The sequence below is a fragment of the Streptomyces sp. NPDC033966 genome (genome assembly GCF_055575955.1).
This window is the reverse complement of sequence record NZ_JBVIRQ010000003.1, coordinates 236,267-253,592: the sequence shown is the minus strand read 5'-3', so window position 1 is coordinate 253,592 and position 17,326 is coordinate 236,267. Positions and strand designations below refer to the sequence as shown.

The 17,326-nt window shown below is 71.3% G+C and carries 14 protein-coding genes; 6 read left to right on the top strand and 8 right to left on the bottom strand.

Annotated elements, in window-relative coordinates; all coding sequences use genetic code 11:
- Positions 1 to 498: 498 nt before the first annotated feature.
- The 3 genes from ACZ518_RS10105 to ACZ518_RS10095 all read left to right on the top strand — a co-directional run bounded on the left by ACZ518_RS10105 (position 499) and on the right by ACZ518_RS10095 (position 2,853).
- Positions 499 to 774: a hypothetical protein gene (locus ACZ518_RS10105; protein ID WP_469112555.1), complete on the top strand. Its 276-nt coding sequence runs from the start codon at positions 499 to 501 to the stop codon at positions 772 to 774.
- Positions 775 to 839: 65 nt separating this feature from the next.
- A complete protein-coding gene (locus tag ACZ518_RS10100; protein WP_469112941.1) occupies positions 840 to 1,604 on the top strand; it encodes a PIG-L deacetylase family protein in 765 nt (254 codons plus the stop codon).
- A gap of 317 nt (positions 1,605 to 1,921) precedes the next feature.
- A protein-coding gene (locus tag ACZ518_RS10095) for an IS5 family transposase (RefSeq protein WP_469112554.1) occupies positions 1,922 to 2,853 on the top strand; the annotation gives its coding sequence in 2 pieces (ribosomal slippage) (positions 1,922 to 2,299 and positions 2,302 to 2,853; 930 coding nt in all).
- A gap of 39 nt (positions 2,854 to 2,892) precedes the next feature.
- On the opposite strand, the gene ACZ518_RS10090 is transcribed toward ACZ518_RS10095, so the two are convergent.
- From ACZ518_RS10090 to ACZ518_RS10075, 4 genes are all read right to left on the bottom strand, one after another.
- On the bottom strand, positions 2,893 to 3,414 hold the full coding sequence (locus tag ACZ518_RS10090) for a hypothetical protein (RefSeq protein ID WP_469112553.1): 522 nt from the start codon (positions 3,412 to 3,414) through the stop codon (positions 2,893 to 2,895).
- A gap of 338 nt (positions 3,415 to 3,752) precedes the next feature.
- Positions 3,753 to 5,027 (bottom strand): APC family permease, encoded by a 1,275-nt coding sequence (locus tag ACZ518_RS10085; RefSeq protein ID WP_469112552.1) that lies wholly within the window; start codon positions 5,025 to 5,027, stop codon positions 3,753 to 3,755.
- Between the two features lie 183 nt (positions 5,028 to 5,210).
- Entirely contained in the window at positions 5,211 to 6,392 is a 1,182-nt protein-coding gene (locus tag ACZ518_RS10080; RefSeq protein ID WP_469112551.1) for a M6 family metalloprotease domain-containing protein, read from the bottom strand.
- Between the two features lie 85 nt (positions 6,393 to 6,477).
- Positions 6,478 to 7,749 (bottom strand): alpha/beta fold hydrolase, encoded by a 1,272-nt coding sequence (locus tag ACZ518_RS10075; RefSeq protein ID WP_469112550.1) that lies wholly within the window; start codon positions 7,747 to 7,749, stop codon positions 6,478 to 6,480.
- A 216-nt stretch (positions 7,750 to 7,965) separates the two neighbouring features.
- Here ACZ518_RS10075 and ACZ518_RS10070 point away from each other — a divergent pair, with 216 nt between their 5' ends.
- Complete coding sequence (locus tag ACZ518_RS10070) at positions 7,966 to 9,720, top strand: ABC transporter substrate-binding protein (protein ID WP_469112549.1); 1,755 nt, start codon at positions 7,966 to 7,968, stop codon at positions 9,718 to 9,720.
- A 68-nt stretch (positions 9,721 to 9,788) separates the two neighbouring features.
- Here ACZ518_RS10070 and ACZ518_RS10065 read toward each other — a convergent pair whose 3' ends face one another.
- Positions 9,789 to 10,976 (bottom strand): M6 family metalloprotease domain-containing protein, encoded by a 1,188-nt coding sequence (locus ACZ518_RS10065; protein WP_469112548.1) that lies wholly within the window; start codon positions 10,974 to 10,976, stop codon positions 9,789 to 9,791.
- Positions 10,977 to 11,073: 97 nt separating this feature from the next.
- On the opposite strand from ACZ518_RS10065, the gene ACZ518_RS10060 reads away from it, so the two are divergent.
- Complete coding sequence (locus tag ACZ518_RS10060; protein WP_469112547.1) at positions 11,074 to 12,114, top strand: LysR family transcriptional regulator; 1,041 nt, start codon at positions 11,074 to 11,076, stop codon at positions 12,112 to 12,114.
- A gap of 276 nt (positions 12,115 to 12,390) precedes the next feature.
- Here the strand turns inward: ACZ518_RS10060 and ACZ518_RS10055 are convergent, their stop codons facing one another.
- Positions 12,391 to 13,773 (bottom strand): FAD-binding oxidoreductase, encoded by a 1,383-nt coding sequence (locus ACZ518_RS10055; protein WP_469112546.1) that lies wholly within the window; start codon positions 13,771 to 13,773, stop codon positions 12,391 to 12,393.
- Positions 13,774 to 13,883: 110 nt separating this feature from the next.
- Here ACZ518_RS10055 and ACZ518_RS10050 point away from each other — a divergent pair, with 110 nt between their 5' ends.
- Entirely contained in the window at positions 13,884 to 14,582 is a 699-nt protein-coding gene (locus ACZ518_RS10050; RefSeq protein ID WP_469112545.1) for a winged helix-turn-helix transcriptional regulator, read from the top strand.
- A 65-nt stretch (positions 14,583 to 14,647) separates the two neighbouring features.
- Here ACZ518_RS10050 and ACZ518_RS10045 read toward each other — a convergent pair whose 3' ends face one another.
- Both ACZ518_RS10045 and ACZ518_RS10040 read right to left on the bottom strand, forming a co-directional pair.
- Positions 14,648 to 15,919 (bottom strand): MFS transporter, encoded by a 1,272-nt coding sequence (locus ACZ518_RS10045; RefSeq protein WP_469112544.1) that lies wholly within the window; start codon positions 15,917 to 15,919, stop codon positions 14,648 to 14,650.
- Complete coding sequence (locus tag ACZ518_RS10040) at positions 15,916 to 17,286, bottom strand: MBL fold metallo-hydrolase (protein ID WP_469112543.1); 1,371 nt, start codon at positions 17,284 to 17,286, stop codon at positions 15,916 to 15,918. Before ACZ518_RS10040 ends, ACZ518_RS10045 begins: the two co-directional genes overlap by 4 nt.
- Between the last annotated feature and the right edge of the window lie 40 nt (positions 17,287 to 17,326).

The following is a 17,326-nucleotide window of genomic DNA, read 5'->3' as shown; positions in this document are numbered from 1 at the left end:
GACAGGCAGTATTCGCGGCTCCGGCCGAAAAGGCCGACCGGCAACGGATGCGCCGAGCGCTCCAGCGAGCCGCCCGTGCCTTCTCTCTGACGGTGTCCGGTCCGGAGGCTTGGGGTTGGCAGGGCCGCACCCTGGGCCGCCGAGCCGACCGGTGGTGGCTGCGGCTGGTCAGCGCTCCCGCCGACAAGACAGGCGGCCGCCTCTGGGACGGCACTGCCGCCGCGGACTCCGCCATCCCCCGCTCCGTTCCCCGGCCCCGGCTGCACGACGTCACCGAGTGGACCGACAGCGCCAGCGCCTACCGGGCCGAGCTGTCCGAATACATCGCCCAGCCCGCGCTGCAGGCGGGCGGGCCCGTCCTGACGCGCGAAGCCGACCTGCCCGGCTCCTGGTGGGCGCATCTTCGGGCCGCCCTGGCCACGACCGCGACGGTCCCGACCGACCGCCAGGCCGTACGGCAGCAGTGGATCGACCGCAACTTCGCCCCCGAGCCCCCTGGTGATCCTCGACTGGGAAGGGTGGGGCCTACTCCCCACCGGCTACGACGTAGGCCTCCTCCACGCTTACGCCCTCACCCAGTCGACAACCGCCGCCCGCGTCCGAGCCGAGTTCACCCACGTCCTCGACACCCCCGAAGGCCGCCTCGGTGAACTCGTCGCGCTGGCACAGCTCCTCCAAGTCGCGGGCCGCGGCAGCCACCCCGAGCTCGCACCGCACCTCGCCCGCCGCGCCTACCACCTCACCGGCACGCCCGTACCCGCACCCGCCGGGTGATCCCTCAAGCCCATCCGGCGAGCACCGACGCGCCCGCCGTCGACCCGACCAACCAGGAGGCCACCGTGCCGCTGCCCAGTCTGCTCGGCGTCTTCGCCCACCCCGACGACGAAGCCCTCGTCGCAGGCGGAGTCCTCGCCGCGCACGCCGACTCCGGTGCCCGGACGGCCGTCGTCACCACCACCTGGGCCACCGACAGCCACCGCGCCGCCGAACTGGCCGACGCCACAGCGGCCCTGGGCGCAGGCGAACCGCGCATGCTGGGATACGCAGACCACCGCATCCCCCACTCCGCCCCCGGCCGCCCACGCTTCTGCGACGCACCGCTCGACGAGGTGATCGAGGAACTCGTGAGGCACATCAGGCAGTTCCGGCCCGAGATCGTGATCACCCACGATGCCTACGGCCAGCTCACCGGCCACCCCGACCACCGCCACACCCACCGCGTCACCACCTTGGCCTTCACCGCCGCCGGGTTGGAGCACCTCTACCCGGGCGCCGGGGAACCCTGGCAGCCCGCGGCTCTGTACACCGCAACCCACCCTCACTCCGCCCTCGACGATCTCGGCCCCCTGCTCACCGGAGTGGACAAGTCGGTCCTGAGCGTGCCGGACGAGATGATCACCGCGACGGTCGACGTCCGGCCCTGGCTCGACAGGAAGTGGCGGGCAATCCTCGCGCACCGCAGCGAGGTCGCCAAGGAGCGCCCGCTCCCCGCCCTCCTCTCCCGCCTCCCTGAACCGACCCGGAACAGGATCATCGGCACGGAATACTTCTCCCGCCTCCACTCTGAGAAGTCGGCCAGCGGGCTCACGCAGCTGGCGGTATAGGGAAGGCCCTCAGACCGTGCCCGCCCGGGCCAGCAGCACCGAAGGCCTCCAGGCCGTCCAGCGTTCCCTCCGCCGAGGCGGCGTGATGGCGATTCTTGAAATCGGCCAGGCTCGCTCAGGCTCGCTCCTCGCTCCATTCGCGTGGCTTCTCAACGGAGTGGGGAGATCCAACGAGCGAGGCAGCGGTCGTTCGCCGGGGTCACCCGGCCTGTCAGACCAAGGGTCCCGGCTCGTACACGAGGGGGCAAAGAGCCGCCGACTAGGAACTGTCCGCCCAATCATGTGACTACTCCGTGCCCGGGGGCGTTGATGTAGGCATGGGGCGGGGTGATCTGAGTGATGCCGAGTGGGAACGGTTGCAGCCGTTCCTGCCGGTCAGCAACAGGCGTTGTGGCCGGTGGCGGGACCACCGGCAGGTGATCGACGGGATTCTGCACCGGGTCCGAACCGGTGTGCAGTGGCGTGACCTGCCAGAACGGTTCGGTCCGTGGAAGACGGTCTACGAACGGCACCGGCTGTGGTCAGCGGACGGGACATGGGAGCGTCTACTGCAGCAGGTCCAGGCCGCGGCCGACGCCGCAGGTGAGATCGACTGGGACATCTCGGTGGACTCCACTATCGTCCGCGCGCATCAGCATGCGGCCGGCGCCCGAACCGCCCCGCCGCCGGCCGCCGCCTCAAAGGGGGACGAAGTCCCAGAACACCAGGGCGAAACCACGTGGCAGAGCCTCGTCGCCCGCTTGGTGGAGGCGGTGCGGGAGGCGAGGGCCTGGGCCGCTCGCGCGGCGGGTTCACCACCAAGCTCCACCTGAGCGCGGACGGCCGCTGCCGCCCGCTGTCCCTGGTCGTGACACCAGGACAGCAGGCGGACTGCACCCAGTTCCAGCCGGTGCTGGAGAAGATCCGCGTTCCCAGGCCCGGCCCGGGCAGGCCGCGCAGAAAGCCCGACAGCCTGACGGCCGACAAGGCATACAGCAACGGGCCCTGCCGCAAGTACTTGCGACGGCGGGGCATCCGGCACACCATCCCGGAGAAGACCGACAGCCAGGCCGCCCGCCTATGCAAGGGCGCACACGGCGGACGGCCACCCGGGTTCGACGAGGAGCGCTACAAGAAACGCAACACCATTGAACGGGCGATCAACCGCATGAAGCAGTCCCGGACGGTCGCCACCCGATACGACAAGCGTGGGTACGTGTTCCTCGGAACAGTCACCGCTGCCGCTCTGGCTATCTGGCTTCGTTCATGACCGCCCTCGCCGAAGTGTGTCCAGGGAGACGGTGCGCGATCAGAATATGGCCCAGGCTTTACTGGGGAGGTGGTGATAGACGTCGTCCATGGCGTCGGTGGGCAGGAAGACGGGTCGCGTGACCAGGCGATCACCGGCCCGCTGCACGCACAGAACTACTCCAAGAGTCTGCGATCCAGCCTCACCGCCCGGTTGGTAGAACAGCTCCGTGAACGCTTCTCGGCTTTCAGCACGCTCGAACAGCCACTGCTCCAGCTCGGAAGGCACCTGGCCGACCATCGCCGTGCCGTCCGCGTGAACCTGTGGCCCCCTCAGTGCGTCGACCGAAACGGCGCACAAACGGTCATTGGTTGCGAAATAGAGCTTCAGTCCCACCACTCGGTAGGTATCGCACGCGATATCCCAAGCCGAGTCGTGCTCCTGCCAGCACGGGTGGATACCACCGAGCGCATCCGATGCTTCGCCCGAACTCATCCCGAACCGCAGTGGACCAACGCGCACCAGCGGATCGAAGGTCCACTGCGGTCGTTCGCTGTCCGGCAAGACATCCCACAAGCTCATGGGACGCAGCCTACGACGAGCCATCCGACCAACATCTGGGGCCTCATGGCTCTACTCGGCGCACCGTCATGTGATCGGCCGGACAGGTCCTAGCCGCCCTCACCTCCCCGGCCGCCGTGGGGGCTCAGTCAGCGCGGTGGCGTCCTCGCTGATCAGCCGATCGCTGGCACACCGCGGCCTAGCGGACGTATCCGCCAGAGATGTTGAAATCCACCCCGCCAGGGGGCCGGGTCTTGAGGGCCCCTCTGTCAACGGGACCTGCCGGGTGCCGGCATCGTCCCGCGCGGACGAGGGGCACCGGCGGTTTTCCGCTTACGCGGGGCGGGCGCGTCGTACGGCTACGGCCTGCGGCCGGCCACCGCGCGGCGGACCGCGAAGGCCGCGGCGCCGACGGCCAGAACCGCGGCACCGGAGATGACCGAGGTGAGCGGCAGGGCGAAGGCAAGGACGAGGCAGCCGGCCAGGCCGAGGACGGGGACGATGCGCGCGGGGCGGCCCTCGTCCGGGGTGAGGGTCCAGGCGGAGGCGTTGGCGACGGCGTAGTAGGCCAGCACGCCGAAGGACGAGAAGCCGATCGCTCCACGCAGGTCGGCCGTCGCCGCGACCACCGCCACGACCACGCCGACGACGAGTTCGGCCCGGTGCGGGACTTTGAAGCGGGGGTGGACGGCGGCCAGGGCGTGTGGCAGGTGCCGGTCCCGGGCCATCGCGAGGGTGGTGCGGGAGACGCCGAGGATCAGCGCGAGCAGCGAACCGAGCGCGGCCACCGCCGCGCCGACGCGTACGACGGGTACGAGCCAGTCGGCGCCCGCGGCCCGGACCGCGTCCGACAGCGGCGCGGTCGCATCCGCCAGCCCCCGCGGGCCCAGCACCGTCAGGGCGGCGAGGGCGATGACGGCGTACACGACGAGCGTGATGCCGAGCGCGATCGGGATCGCCCTGGGGATCGTACGGGCCGGGTCGCGGACCTCCTCGCCCAGCGTGGCGATGCGGGCATACCCGGCGAAGGCGAAGAACAGCAGCCCCGCCGCCTGGAGGACCCCGCCCGCCGTGGCGTCGTCGCCGATGTCCAGCCGGCCGGCGTCCGCCGCGCCGGAGGTGAAGGCGGCGACGGCCACGGCGGCGAGCACCGCCAGGACGACAGCCACGATGACGCGGGTCAGCAGCGCAGACTTCTGCACCCCGGCGTAGTTCACCGCCGTGAGCGCCACCACGGCCGCGACGGCCACCGCGTGCGCCTGGCTCGGCCACACGTACGAACCGACGGTGAGCGCCATCGCCGCGCAAGACGCGGTCTTGCCGACCACGAACGCCCACCCGGCCAGGTAGCCCCAGAAGTCGCCCAGTCGCTCGCGCCCGTAGACGTACGTACCTCCCGAGGCCGGGTAGCAGGCCGCGAGCCGGGCGGAGGAGGTGGCGTTGCAGTACGCCACCACCGCGGCCAGAGCCAGACCGAGCAGCAGCCCGGAGCCGGCCGCGCCCGCGGCCGGGGCAAGCGCGGCGAAGATCCCCGCGCCGATCATCGACCCCAGGCCGATCACCACGGCATCGGACGGGCCGAGCCGCCGATGCAGCTCATCGGGCACCCCCGGCGCTGTCGGTGGCTTGCTCATGGGCTCACTCCTCGGCTGCACGGGGAACGTGTCCTACGGGCCCCGATATCGGCAGACGATATATTCACGCCGCGTCGCCCGGGCCGCCGGGTACGCACGCGCCCGGCCAGGCACAGGACCGTACGAAGAGCCGCCGCCCCGCCTTGCGTGGCCCCGTGCTGCTGGTGCTCGCTCAGCCGGGAGTCACTCCTTGCTCAACCGCACCGTGTCTCCGGTCGGTCCGCCCGCGAGGACGTCGATGCGCACGCCGGTCGCGGGGTCGGTGAAGCTCTGTCCGGGTGCGTACGCGGCCAGGTCCAGCGGGCTGCAGCCGGGAGGAGGGGGCGTGGCCGGGTTCGCGTGCATGATCCGCACCGGGCCCTCGCCGGTACGGGCGGCGGAGTCGACCTTGTAGACGAGGACGCCGGTGGAGCAGGCGGCCGCGTCGTTGCCCTGGGCACGGCGGGACTCCGCCACGTATGCCGTCGTCTCACCGGTCCGCAGCACGGCGATCTTGGTTCCGCCGGGCCGTTCCACTGGGGTCAGCCGTACCGTTCGGCGACCGGACGCGGCCAGGCAGGCGACCTGGTCGTCGCGAGTCCAGCCGAGCTTCCACGAGTGCCACCCGAGGTACTGCGGGGCGTGGCCGGCGATGTCGCCCATGACGTCCCAGCCACCCACGTACTGATGGGTGGCGCCGGTGAACGCATACAGGTCGGGCAACCCGAAGGTATGGGCGGTCTCGTGGGCCGCGACCTTGTGGCCCCAGCGCCACATGTCCTGACCGAAGGTGACGGCCCATTTGAGGCGGGTGCCGTCGGCGGTGATGCCGGGCGTCGCCGGGTCGTACAGATAGGTCGGCGAGAAGGGGATGGCGGTCGCGGTCCTGGCAGGGACGACGTAGACCATGTCGTAGCGGGAGAAGTCCGCGTAGGGGTCGGCGGCCGTGATCGCGTCGCGGAGGTACTTCTCGTGGGCCTCGAAGGTGAGGCCGCGCGCGAAGCCGTAGGAGGTGGACTCGGCGGGCATCCGGATCCAGCGGTGCAGTGGGGTGTTGTCCAGTCGCAGACGACCGTAGCTCGCGCGTCCCATCCAGTCGGCGGCCGGGGCGAGGTGAGCGGCGTACGGCTCGGTGGAGTCGGTGGCCGGGGCGTCGGGGAAATCCACGTACAGCGTCAGGACGCGGCGGATTCCGGTGGCGGGCTGGAACTGGGTCCGGTCGGTGTCGTGGCCCTCGTCCGTCCACCCGGTCCGGCCTGGGAGGGCGCAGTCGACGGCGGGGGGCGACGGCGAGCCGGGGGCAGCGGCCGCGGTGGGGGCGGACACGCAGGAGATGAGGACGGCGGCCGCGACGAGCGGCGGCAGGCGGTGGAGCGCGTTGGTCATGTCTTCCCGTCAGAGGCAGGTTGAGGGGGTACGAGGGAGGGAGGTGGGGGGGAGGGAGGTGGGGGGGGAGGGAGGTGCGCGGGTCCTACGCGCGACCCGCGGCCAGGTCCATCAGGCGGGACAGCACGCGGCCGCCTGAGGCGGTGACGCCGTCGTGCTCCCATTCGTTGGTGACCCATACCCGGGTGGCACCGACCTCGCGCGCGGTGCTCAAGGAGAGCCCGGCGTCTACGTACATGTCGTCGTGGTAGACGAGTGCGGCGAGCGGGACCCGGTTGGCGGCGAGGCGGCGGGGGTCGTACAGCGGTGGCCAGTCGGGGCGTTCGGCGAGCAGATCGGCGGCGCCGGCGAAGGGGCGCAGGCCTTTGATCTCGCGGAACATCCAGGGGTAGATCATTTCTCCGGTGAGCATGAGGGGGTCGGCGTCCTCGGCGAACTCGGGGAACGCCGCCATGGCCGTGGACGCCGCCCAGCGGGTGGGCCCCGCGCCCTGGCCGTAGAGGGTCTCCTGCATGACGGCGAAGAGCGGGTTGTCGGTGAAGCCGGTCAGGGCCATCACTTGGTGCAGGAAGGTGTCGGTCAGCCTCGTTTCCCCGTCGAGGGATTCGTCGAGAAGCCAGTGGATCCGCTCGAAGCCGTCGCCCATGCCCAGCGCGAGGCCGAGCGTGCGCAGGCGGTGGGGGGTGAGCCGGTCCCCATCGGGCAGGCGCACGTCCGTGGCCGCCAGGAGGCGGGTGATCTCGCGCAGCCGGGTGGCGTCGTCGGGGTAGCGGGAGTAGAAGCCGAGGACGCGGTCCCGCACCCGGGGGTAGGTGCGGGCGTAGACCTCGTCGGCGGTGGCCGAGAGGCCGGGCAGGCCGCCAGTTACGTAGCACGCCCGCAAGCCTTCGGGGGCCTGGGAGAGGTAGGTGAGGGTGATGAAGCCGCCGTAGCTCTGGCCGAGGGTCTCCCAGGGCTCGTCGCCGCACAGCTGACGGCGGATCAGTTCGGCGTCCGCGACGATCGAGTCGGCGCGGAAGTGGCCGAGGTGGTCGGCCAGCCGGGTCGGCGAGGCGAAGCGGGAGGCCGCCCGGGCAGTGACGGGGGTGGAGCGGCCCGTGCCGCGCTGATCGAGGAGCAGGACCCGGTGGGTTTTGAGGGCTCGGGGCAGCCAGCCGGGTGAACCGGCCGATGGCCTGGGCGACTTGCCGCCGGGTCCGCCCTGAAGGTAGAGCAGCCAGGGCAGTTGCTCCTGCCGCCCTGCTTGGCGCGCATCGGTGACCTCCCGGGCGAAGATCTGGATGGTCGGACCGTGCGGGGCCGCATGGTCCAGGGGAACGGTGAAGACGTGGTCGACGGTCGCGTACGCAGGGTTCATGGGTCCCTTTCGCGGCCGCATCATGTCAGGGCCGCATAGTGACGTGTGACATTGCACGACAGCATGGCGCGAACCAACGGGGGCCGTGGAGCCCCCACTTACCCATAACTCCGCGCTATGGAGGCGCGACAATTGTGGGTGCCATTTCACATAACTATGTTATCGGTCACATTCCAGCCTCCTCAGGCTGCCCGACTGTTCACGGAGTGACCACTGATGAACAAGCGCACTCTCCACGCCGTCGCCACCGCCCTGGCAGCGACCGTCACGCTCGGCATGGCCGGCTGTTCCAACGGCAGCCACTCCGACGGCAGTCGGCAGGACGCGGCTGCGAAGAACCCCGCACTCGCCAACGCGGGGGCCACGGTCGGCGGCACTCCGCAGAAGGGCGGCACGCTGACCGTCCTGTCCAACCAGGACTTCACCCACCTCGACCCGGCCCGCAACTGGGTGATCGGCGACATGGACTTCGGCACCCGGCTGCTCTACCGCACGCTGGTGACGTACAAGGCGGAACCGGGCGCGAAGGGCGGAGAGCTGGTCCCCGACCTGGCCGAGGACCTCGGTGTCCCCTCCAACGGCGCCAGGACCTGGACCTTCAAGCTCAAGAAGGGCCTCACGTACGAGGACGGCAGCCCGATCACCGCCCAGGACGTCAAGTACAACGTGGAGCGGTCCTTCTCCCCCGACCTGCCCGGCGGCCCGGACTACGCCGCCCGCTACCTGGCCGGCGCCGAGGGCTACCGGGGCCCCGCCCAGGGGCAGCACCTCGACTCCGTCAGGACTCCCGACGACCACACGATCGTCTTCGAACTCCGCAAGCCCTTCGCGGAATTCCCCAACGCCACCGTCCTGCCCACCTTCGCCCCGGTGCCCAGGGCCCAGGACAAGGGCCCCCAATACGACAGCCGCCCGTTCTCCTCGGGCCCCTACAAGATCGAGTCGTACGACCGGGACAAGCGCCTGGTGCTGGTCCGCAACCCCCACTGGGACCCGGCGACGGACACCGTACGCAAGGCGTACCCGGACAAGCTGGTCGTGGTGATGGGACTGCGGGCCAACCAGATCGACGACCGGCTCATCGCCTCGGAGGCCTTGGACGCCTCTGCCGTCTCCTGGGGCAAGCTGCGCCCGGAGAGCGCCCCCAAGGTGCTCACCAAGGCCGACGTCAAGGCGCGGCTGCTGGCCGAGTCCACCAACTGCACCGAGATGGTGCAGATGCACACGGGCCGCGCCCCCTTCGACAACGTCAAGGTCCGGCAGGCCGTGCTGTACGCCCTGGACCGCGAAGCGGTGCTGACCGCCTCCGGCGGCCCGGCCCTCAACGACGCCGCCACCGCACTCATGCCCGGCTCGCTCTTCGGCGGCAAGCAGCCCGACACTCTGGGGATCCCGGCCTCCGGTGACGTGGGGAAGGCGAAGCAGCTCCTCAAGGAGGCGGGCAAGCCGGACGGGTTCACGACCACCATCACCGTCTCCAACGGGGACAAGGGGGTTGCCGAGGCGATCCAGCAGTCCCTGGGCCGGGCGGGGATCAAGGTCACCATCGACGCCGTCGACCCGTCGGCCTTCTACGACACCATCGGTGACACCAAGAACCGCACGGACCTCGTCTACACCGGCTGGTGCCCCGACTACCCCTCCGGCTCCACCTTCCTGCCCTTCCTCTTCGACGGCCGCTACATCAAGGAGAAGGGGAACTCCGGCAATCACTCGCTCTTCCGCGACGAGGCGACGATGAAGCGGATGGACGAGATCGCCGGCATGACCGACGCCGCGCAGGCCAACACGGCGTGGCGGCAGTTGGACGGGGAGATCCTCGCCAAGGCCCCGACGGCGCCCGCCGTCATTGAGCGCATGCCGCTGCTGCTCGGCACCAACATCGCCGGCGCCTTCGGCCACACGTCCTTCGGCGGCCAGCTCGACTACGCCACGATCGGGCTCAAGGACCCGGCGAAGGGTGGCAACTGACCCCACCCCGCGCAGTGCCCCCGGCTCCTCGGTGTGGAGCCGAGGGCGCTGCCGCATCCGTGCCGCTCCTACGACTTCGTGATGCGTACGGTCTCGCCGTAGCCGTCAGCGGCGAGCACGTCGATCCGCACTCCGGCCGCCGCGTCGGTGAACGACTCGCCGGCCCAGAAGGGGGCGTCGTCCAGCGGGCGGCAGCCGCCGGCGGGTGCCGCGGCCGGCTTGGCGTCCATCACCCTGACCGGGCCGTGGCCCGTCTGCACGGAGGCGTCGACCCGGTAGATCAGGGCGCCGGCCGAGCAGGAACCCGCGTCCGCCTGGATCCCGCGCCTGGACTCGACGACGTACGCGGTCGTGGGGCCGGTGCGGATCACCGCCATCTTGGTGCCGCTGCCGTACTCGACCGCCGTGAGGTACACGGTGTCGCTGCCCTTCGCGGCCCGGCACACGACCTGACTGTCCACGGTCCAGCCGAGCTTCCAGGAGTGCCAGGCGAAGAACTGCGACCCCCGGCCGCCGATCAGGCCCATCACGTCCCAGCCGCCGACGAAGCGGTGGGCGTCGCTTCCCGCCTCGAAGGCGTACAGGTCGGGGAGCCCGAAGGTGTGTGCGGTCTCGTGGGCGACCAGCTTGGCGCCCCAGTGCCACATGTCCTGGCCGAAGGTCACCGCCCACTTGACCCGGCGGCCGTCGGCCACCACACCCGCCGTGCCCGGCTCGTACACGTACGTGGGCGTGAAGGAGATCGCCGCCGCGTTGCGCGTCGGCACGACGTACACCATGTCGTAGCCGGAAAAGTCCACGTACGGATCGGCGGCTGCCACCGCGTCCTTGATGTACGCCTCGTGCGCCTCGTGGGTCAGGCCGCGCGCGAAGCCGTAGTCGGTGGAGGGGCGAGGCATGCGAACCCACCGTTGATGCTGGTCGATCGCGAGCCAGGTCCTGCCGTACGAGGCGTACCACAGCCAGTCCGCCCCTGGCGTGATCTGCGCCGAGTCCTCACCCGGGGCCTCGGTGGCCGGCGCGTCCGGGAAGTCCACGAAGACCATGCCGACCTTGACCGTCCCGACGGGACGCTTGAACACCGAGTAGTCCGTGTCGTGCCCCTCGTCCGTCCAGCCGGTGGTACCTCGCAGGGCGCAGGCCGACGGGCTGTCAGCGGCGCCGGCGGGCGGCGCCGCCGGCAGGAGGAGCAGCAGGGCGGCGGCCAGGGCAGCCAGCAGCCCGCGCGGGGCCGCCGAGCGGTGGATGGCTCTCATGGATGCACAACCTCCCGTATCATGTGTGACATTTCACATAAGATTGACGGGAGCCGGCTCCTGTCCGAAAGCTGTCGTCGCTCCATAACATGCGCGCATGGAACTGGAGGTACGGCACCTGCGGGTGGTGTGCGCGATCGCCGAGGCCGGCAGCCTGACCCGGGCCGCCGCCGCGCTGTCGATGACCCAGCCGGGCCTCAGCACGCAGTTGCGCCGTATCGAGTCGATGCTCGGCGGTGTCCTCTTCGACCGGCGGCGGGTCGGAGCCACGCCCACGGCCTTCGGTGAGCTGGTGCTGGCCCGGGCCCACGCCGTCCTGCCGGGCATCGACGCGCTCCTCGCCGACACCGCCCGCGCGGCCCGCCACCTGGCGTCCCCGGACCGGGTCCGCGTCGGATCGGTCGGTGCTCCCCTCATCGGCCATCTCGTCCTGGCCATAGGGACGTTGCTGCCCGAGGCCGAGGTGACGTCCCGGTGCCACTACTCCCCCGTCACGCTCCTGGACGACCTCGCCGCCGGCCGCCTGGAGGCGGCGGTCCTCGGCGACCACCCCGAGCAGGTCCTGCCGCCGCGCGACGGGGTGGTCCTCACCCCCCTGGTCACCGAACCCGTCTTCGCCCTGCTGCCCGCGACCCACCCGCTGGCCGGCCAGGAGGCCGTGTCCCTGACCGAACTCGCCGATCACGACTGGGCGATGCCCCGGCCCGACGGCGACCGCACCCGCGAGTACTGGTCCTCCGTATGCGCGCTGACCGGCCGCCGCCCCTCCGCTCCGCACGAGGCCGAGGGGCGCCAGCTGATCGAACTGGTCCGCGCGGGCCTGGCCGTCAGCCTCTGCCAAGCCACCTTCTCGCAAACCCCCGGCGTCGCCGTCCGCCCTCTCGCGGGCAACCCGCTCTGGTACCGCCACGTCCTGGCCTGGCACCGTGACGGCCCGCTGGCCTCCCACGGCGACGACATCCTGCGCACGGTGGCGGCCGGTTACCTGGACACGTGTGCCGCCAGCCCGGTCTACGCGGACTGGCGCCGCCGGCACGCGGATGTGGCCCAGCTCCCGCATGCCGCACCCACACTGCCCGAACCTGCAGGTCATAGGCCCTTTGTAGCCGGTTCAAGGATCGCGGCGCACTCGACATGACGGGTCATCGGGAACAGGCCCACAGGACGCATGACCTTCTGGCCGCGACCCTCAGCCGCCCCACGGGACGACCGCCACTCTGCTCGTTGCCCCTGTCACCCTCAACACGACGTTGGCCTCGACCCGTTCGCCGAGCCGGCCCGCACGCCTTCGCTCGCCTGCCGCATCTACCGCGCCCGACGGCCTGTCCGGGTCGCCCGGCGTCGACCAGCTCCGGCAGGCCCTCGCCCACACCTCCCGGCGCGCGGACAGCCGAGCGGTCTTGCCGGATGCCGCTCAGCCGGGGTGGATGTTCTTGTTGTGGTGGAAGGCGTTGTCGGGGTCGTACTTGGTCTTGATCTCGGCGAGTCGCCGGTGGGCGTGCTCGCCGTACGCTTCGCGGACCCGCCCGGTGCCGTCGTCGGCGTCGAGGAAGTTGACGTAGACCCCGGCGGCGCGGTGCGGCTGGAGGGCCTGCAGGAACCGGCGGGCCCACGCCGCCTCGGGCGCGGCGTGTTCGGCGGACTCCTCGGGGAGCCAGACTGCGTCGATGACGATGTTGTGGGCCGTGTCGCGGCCGGCAAAAGCGGTGGCCCCGCGCGGGACCCGTGCCACGGCACCGCCCAGGTGGAACATCGCCACGTACGAGCGGGGCGAGCCGGCACGGCAGGTGTGGTCGGCGATGACAGCGATCGCGTCATCGGAGAGACCGGTCAGATCCGTGGCCTTCCAGTAATAGTGCCAGCCGTGCGGAGTGGTGTCGTCGAGGCCGGCCTGGAAGGCGGCGTACGGGTTGGGGCCGAGCAGGTCCACCAGCGGTGCCCGGAAGCGGCGCAGGGGGCGTACCGCGCGCTCGCCCTCCTCGATGGGACCCGAGTAGCAGCAGGCGATGGCGATGGCCGGCCTCCAGTGCAGCTCCGCGGGGACGACCGGAAGCGGCGGGAGGGTACCGAGCCGGACCACGGTGCCCAGCTCGTCGGGGGCTGCGGCGGCGAACTCCCGGTAGAAGCGGAGCACGTCGGCGGTGTCCTCGGCCGGCCAGAAGACAGGGCCTGCCAGCACGGTCGGCCCGACCGGGTGCAGGGCGAACCGGAACAGGGTGACCACGCCGAAATTGCCGCCGCCGCCCCGAAGCGCCCAGAACAGGTCGGGGTGCTCGCCGGCGGACGCCCGCAGGATGCTGCCGTCCGCCGTGACCACCTCGGCGGCCAGCAGGTTGTCGACGGCGAGCCCGTGCGTACGCATCAGGAATCCGATGCCGCCGCCGAGGGTGAGCCCGGCGACGCCGGTGTGGCTGACGATCCCGCCGGTGGTGGCCAGGCCGTACGCCTGCGTCTCGTGGTCGACGTCGCCCCACAGGGCACCGCCCTGCACCTGGGCGGTGTGGTCGTCGGGGTCGACCGAGACGGCCCGCATCGCGGAGAGGTCGATGACGATGCCGTCGTCGCACACCGCGGTGCCGGCCACGTTGTGGCCGCCGCCCCGGACGGCGATCTCCAGGTCGTGTGCGCGGGCGAAGCGCACGGCCGCGGCCACGTCGCCCGTCCCGGAGCAGCGGGCCACCAGCCGTGGGTGCCGGTCGACGGCGCCGTTCCAGATGGCTCGGGCGGTGTCGTACTCGGCGTCGCCGTTGGTGATCAGCCGACCACGGAAGCCATCGATCTGCATGTCGGTCCGCACGGTGATCGCCTCCTCGGGGGGTGCCCGTATCCATGGGATCACCGGTCGGTGGGGTCCGGAAGTCAAGGATCTGGACTGCGGGGCCGGCCGAGGGGAGGGACACTGGTGCAGTGCGGAGCTATGGCCAGTACTGCCCGATCGCCCGCGGTGCCGAGATCTTCGCCGAACGCTGGACGCCGGTGATCATCCGCAACCTGTACCTGGGCTGCGGAAGTTTCGGCGAGATCCTCGAAGGCGCCCCCGGGCTCTCCCGCACCCTGCTCTCGCAGCGGCTCAAGCAGCTCGAACGGTCCGGGATCGTCAGTTCGGCGCCCAAGACCGACGGGCACGGCAGCCGGTACGCGCTCACGCCCGCGGGCCGGGACCTGTTCAAGGTCTGCGTGTCGCTCGGCGAGTGGGGTGCGGCCTGGCTGGAGATCGCGCCCGACCACCTCGATCCCTTCGTGGCTCTGTGGTCGATGTGCAACATGCTCCGTAAGGACCGCCTCCCGGAGCAGCGGGTCGTGATCCGCTTCGACTTCACCGGCCGTCAGCGCCCCGAGCGGTACTGGCTGCTGATCGAGCACGGGGACACCGAGATCTGCAAGACCTACCCCGGCCTCGACGAGGACCTCTACATCACGGCGGAGGCCGAGGCCTTCGTGAAATGGCACGCCGGCCGGCAGACCTGGGCCGCGGCCACCCGCGACGGCCGAATCCAACTGCACGGCCCTGCCTGGCTCGTACGGGCCTTCCCCACCTGGAACGCCCGCAGCGCCTTCGCGCACATCACGCCGGCGACCCGGACGTCGGTGCGCTCCGCAGCCTGACCGGGACGACGCGTCTCAAGTGCCGACGTGCCTCCTGGGGCCTGCAGAGTTCGTGGCCCACCGGGTCAGCGACTCGCGCGCTCGGCGATCCAGCGGGCGGCGAGGAGTCCGGAGGCAGCGGTGAGGACGGCGGCGGCGATGACGGTGGCACCCAGACCGAGGGTGTCGGCGAGGATGCCGGCGACGAGGGCTCCGGCGGCGTAGCCGATGTCGCGCCAGAAGCGGTAGGTGCCGAGGGCGTTGGCGCGCCAGGCGGGGTGGGCGTGGTCGGAGACGGAGGCGATGAGGGCCGGGTAGACCATGGCGGTGCCCAGGCCCAGCGCGATGGCGGACAGGATTCCGGCGAGCAGCGGCCGGTCGAGCAGGACGAGCGCGAGGACGAAGCCGCCGGCCTGGACGAGCATCCCGTACACGATCAGGGGTTTGCGGCCGATGCGGTCGGCGAAGTGCCCGGAGGGGATCTGGCCGATGCCCCAGAGAATCGGGTACAGGCCCTTGATCAGGCCGACGGCGGCGAGCCCGAGGCCGTGGTCGGTGAACAGCAGGGGGAAGACGCCCCAGGTCAGACCGTCGTTGAGGTTGTTGATCAGCCCGGCCTGGCTGGCGCCGCGCAGCGAGCGGTCGCGCCAGGAGGTGCGGGCGAACGTGGCCTTCAGGCCCGTGTCCTCATCGGTGGGCAGGGGCTCGGCGTGTTGGGCCAGTTCGAGGGCGACGTGGGCGGCGGTGTCGCGCACGACCAGGGTGAGGGCGAGGCCCGCGACCACGAAGACGATGCCGATGAGTTCCGGCACGGGGCGCAGGCCGTAGCTGGTGGCGAGGTAACCGGTGAGCAGGGCGGTCGCGCCGACGGCAGTGTAGCCGGCGGCCTCGTTCAGGCCGGTGGCAAGTCCTCTGCGGGAGGGGCCGACGAGGTCGATCTTCATGTTGACCGTCATCGACCAGGTCAGGCCCTGGTTGAGGCCGAGCAGGACGTTGACGGCGACGATCCAGCCCCACGAGGGCGCGTACGCGAGCGCGAACGGGACGGGGATGCCGATCATCCAGCCGGCCACCAGCAGCTGCTTGCGGCGGAAGCGGGCGGTCAAGGCTCCGGCCGCGAGGTTGGTGAGTGCCTTGGTGATCCCGAAGGCGATGATGAACGAGAAGACGGCCAGATCGCTGGTCAGGCCGAACGTCCCGGAGCCGATGAGCGGGACGGTAGTGCGTTCCAGGCCGACCAGGCCGCCGACGCAGATATTCACGACGACCAGCAGGGTGAACTGGAGCCGGTTCTCCCGCAGGCCCAGCCGTACGGGCCGTACGGCTGGGTCGGTCGGTGTGGTGGGGGCGGTCTTCACGGGCTGGCGCCCTCGGTGAGCTGCGTGCCGTGGGCGGCGGCGTAGTCGGCGGGTCCACCGTCGAGGACGGCGATGTCGGTGTGGCCGGCGCGTTCGAGGAGGCTGGCCGCGGTCATGGCCCGCTCCCCATGGCCGCAGGCCACGACCGCGCCCTGCGGGGCGTCGGCGGCAGCGACGGCGAGGGCGCCCAGCTCGACGTGGACGGCGCCCGGGACGTGTCCGGCGGCGAACTCCGCTTCCTGTCGGACGTCGATGTACGGGCGGTCCCCGGCCCGGTCGGCCGTGACGAACGCGGTGGTGGTCTGCATGTTGCCGTCGGCGAGCCACGCGGTCATCCCGCCCGCGAGGCGGCCGGCGAGCCGCTCGTACCCAATCTTGTATGCCTGCCAGACGATCTCGTCCAAGTCCTGGTCGCCGTTCACGACGAAGGCGAGCGGTACGGTGTCGGGAAGGAGCCAGCCGAGCCAGGTGGCGAACTGGCCGCGCAGCGGGATCGACAGGGAGCCGGGGACGTGACCGCGGGCGTAGTCGGCGGCCGGGCGTACGTCGACGACATGGCCGCCGTCGGCCGACAGGGCCCGCACCTGCTGAGCGGACAGGGCAGGCAGCAGTGGCTGCGCGGTCAGCACCGTCGGTCCGCGGCGGTTCGTCTCTCCCAGCCGGTCGAAGTACGCGGGGTAGCTGCCCAGACTCGCGATCAGCCGAGCCACGAAGGTGTCCTCGTCGGGTGCGCCGAGCAGCGGGTTGGCCTGCTTCTGGGCACCGATGGTGGTGGTGCGCTCGGTACCGGGCGGGGCCGAGCAGAAGGAGCCGGCGCCGTGGGTGGGCCACACCGCCGTTTCGTCGGGCAGCGTGGCGAGCCGCTTCAGCGAACGGTGCTGGGCGCGGGCGAGTTCCTCGGTGCGTGCCGCTCCCAGAAGATCGGTGCGGGCGGCGGAGTTCACGATCAGCGACCCGCCGGTGAACACCCCGATCTCCCGGGTGCCGTCCAGCAGGAGGAAGGACAAGTGCTCGTCGGTGTGGCCGGGGGTCGCCAGCGCCCGCAGGGTCAGTCCGCCGAGGTCGACCTCGGCGCCGTCCGTGAGGCGGCAATGGTCGAACGCCCGGTTACCGGCGGCGGAGGCCAGGATCGTGGCGCCGGTGTCGTGGCCGAGCTGGACAGCGCCGGAGAGGAAGTCTGCGTGCAGGTGCGTGTCGGCCGCGAAGGCGACCGTGAGACCACGCCGCTGCGCTGCCGCGTTCAGGGCGCGCAGGTCACGGCCGGCGTCGACGGCCAGGGCTCGGCCGTCACCCAGGTCGACGAGGTAGGCGCTGTTGCCCAGACCGCGGTCGACCAGCGGTACGAGGTGGTCGTCAGCGAAGCCCATCTGCATGTCCTTCGATAGGGAGGGCTGAGCGGGCAGCCAT

What these genes read in the sequence shown, in the direction of transcription:
- ACZ518_RS10090 (WP_469112553.1), bottom strand. Translation starts at nt 3,414, where the DNA reads ATGAGCTTGTGGGATGTCTTGCCGGACAGCGAACGACCGCAGTGGACC.
- ACZ518_RS10085 (WP_469112552.1), bottom strand. Translation starts at nt 5,027, where the DNA reads ATGAGCAAGCCACCGACAGCGCCGGGGGTGCCCGATGAGCTGCATCGG.
- ACZ518_RS10080 (WP_469112551.1), bottom strand. Translation starts at nt 6,392, where the DNA reads ATGACCAACGCGCTCCACCGCCTGCCGCCGCTCGTCGCGGCCGCCGTC.
- ACZ518_RS10075 (WP_469112550.1), bottom strand. Translation starts at nt 7,749, where the DNA reads ATGAACCCTGCGTACGCGACCGTCGACCACGTCTTCACCGTTCCCCTG.
- ACZ518_RS10070 (WP_469112549.1), top strand. Translation starts at nt 7,966, where the DNA reads ATGAACAAGCGCACTCTCCACGCCGTCGCCACCGCCCTGGCAGCGACC.
- ACZ518_RS10065 (WP_469112548.1), bottom strand. Translation starts at nt 10,976, where the DNA reads ATGAGAGCCATCCACCGCTCGGCGGCCCCGCGCGGGCTGCTGGCTGCC.
- ACZ518_RS10060 (WP_469112547.1), top strand. Translation starts at nt 11,074, where the DNA reads ATGGAACTGGAGGTACGGCACCTGCGGGTGGTGTGCGCGATCGCCGAG.
- ACZ518_RS10040 (WP_469112543.1), bottom strand. Translation starts at nt 17,286, where the DNA reads ATGGGCTTCGCTGACGACCACCTCGTACCGCTGGTCGACCGCGGTCTG.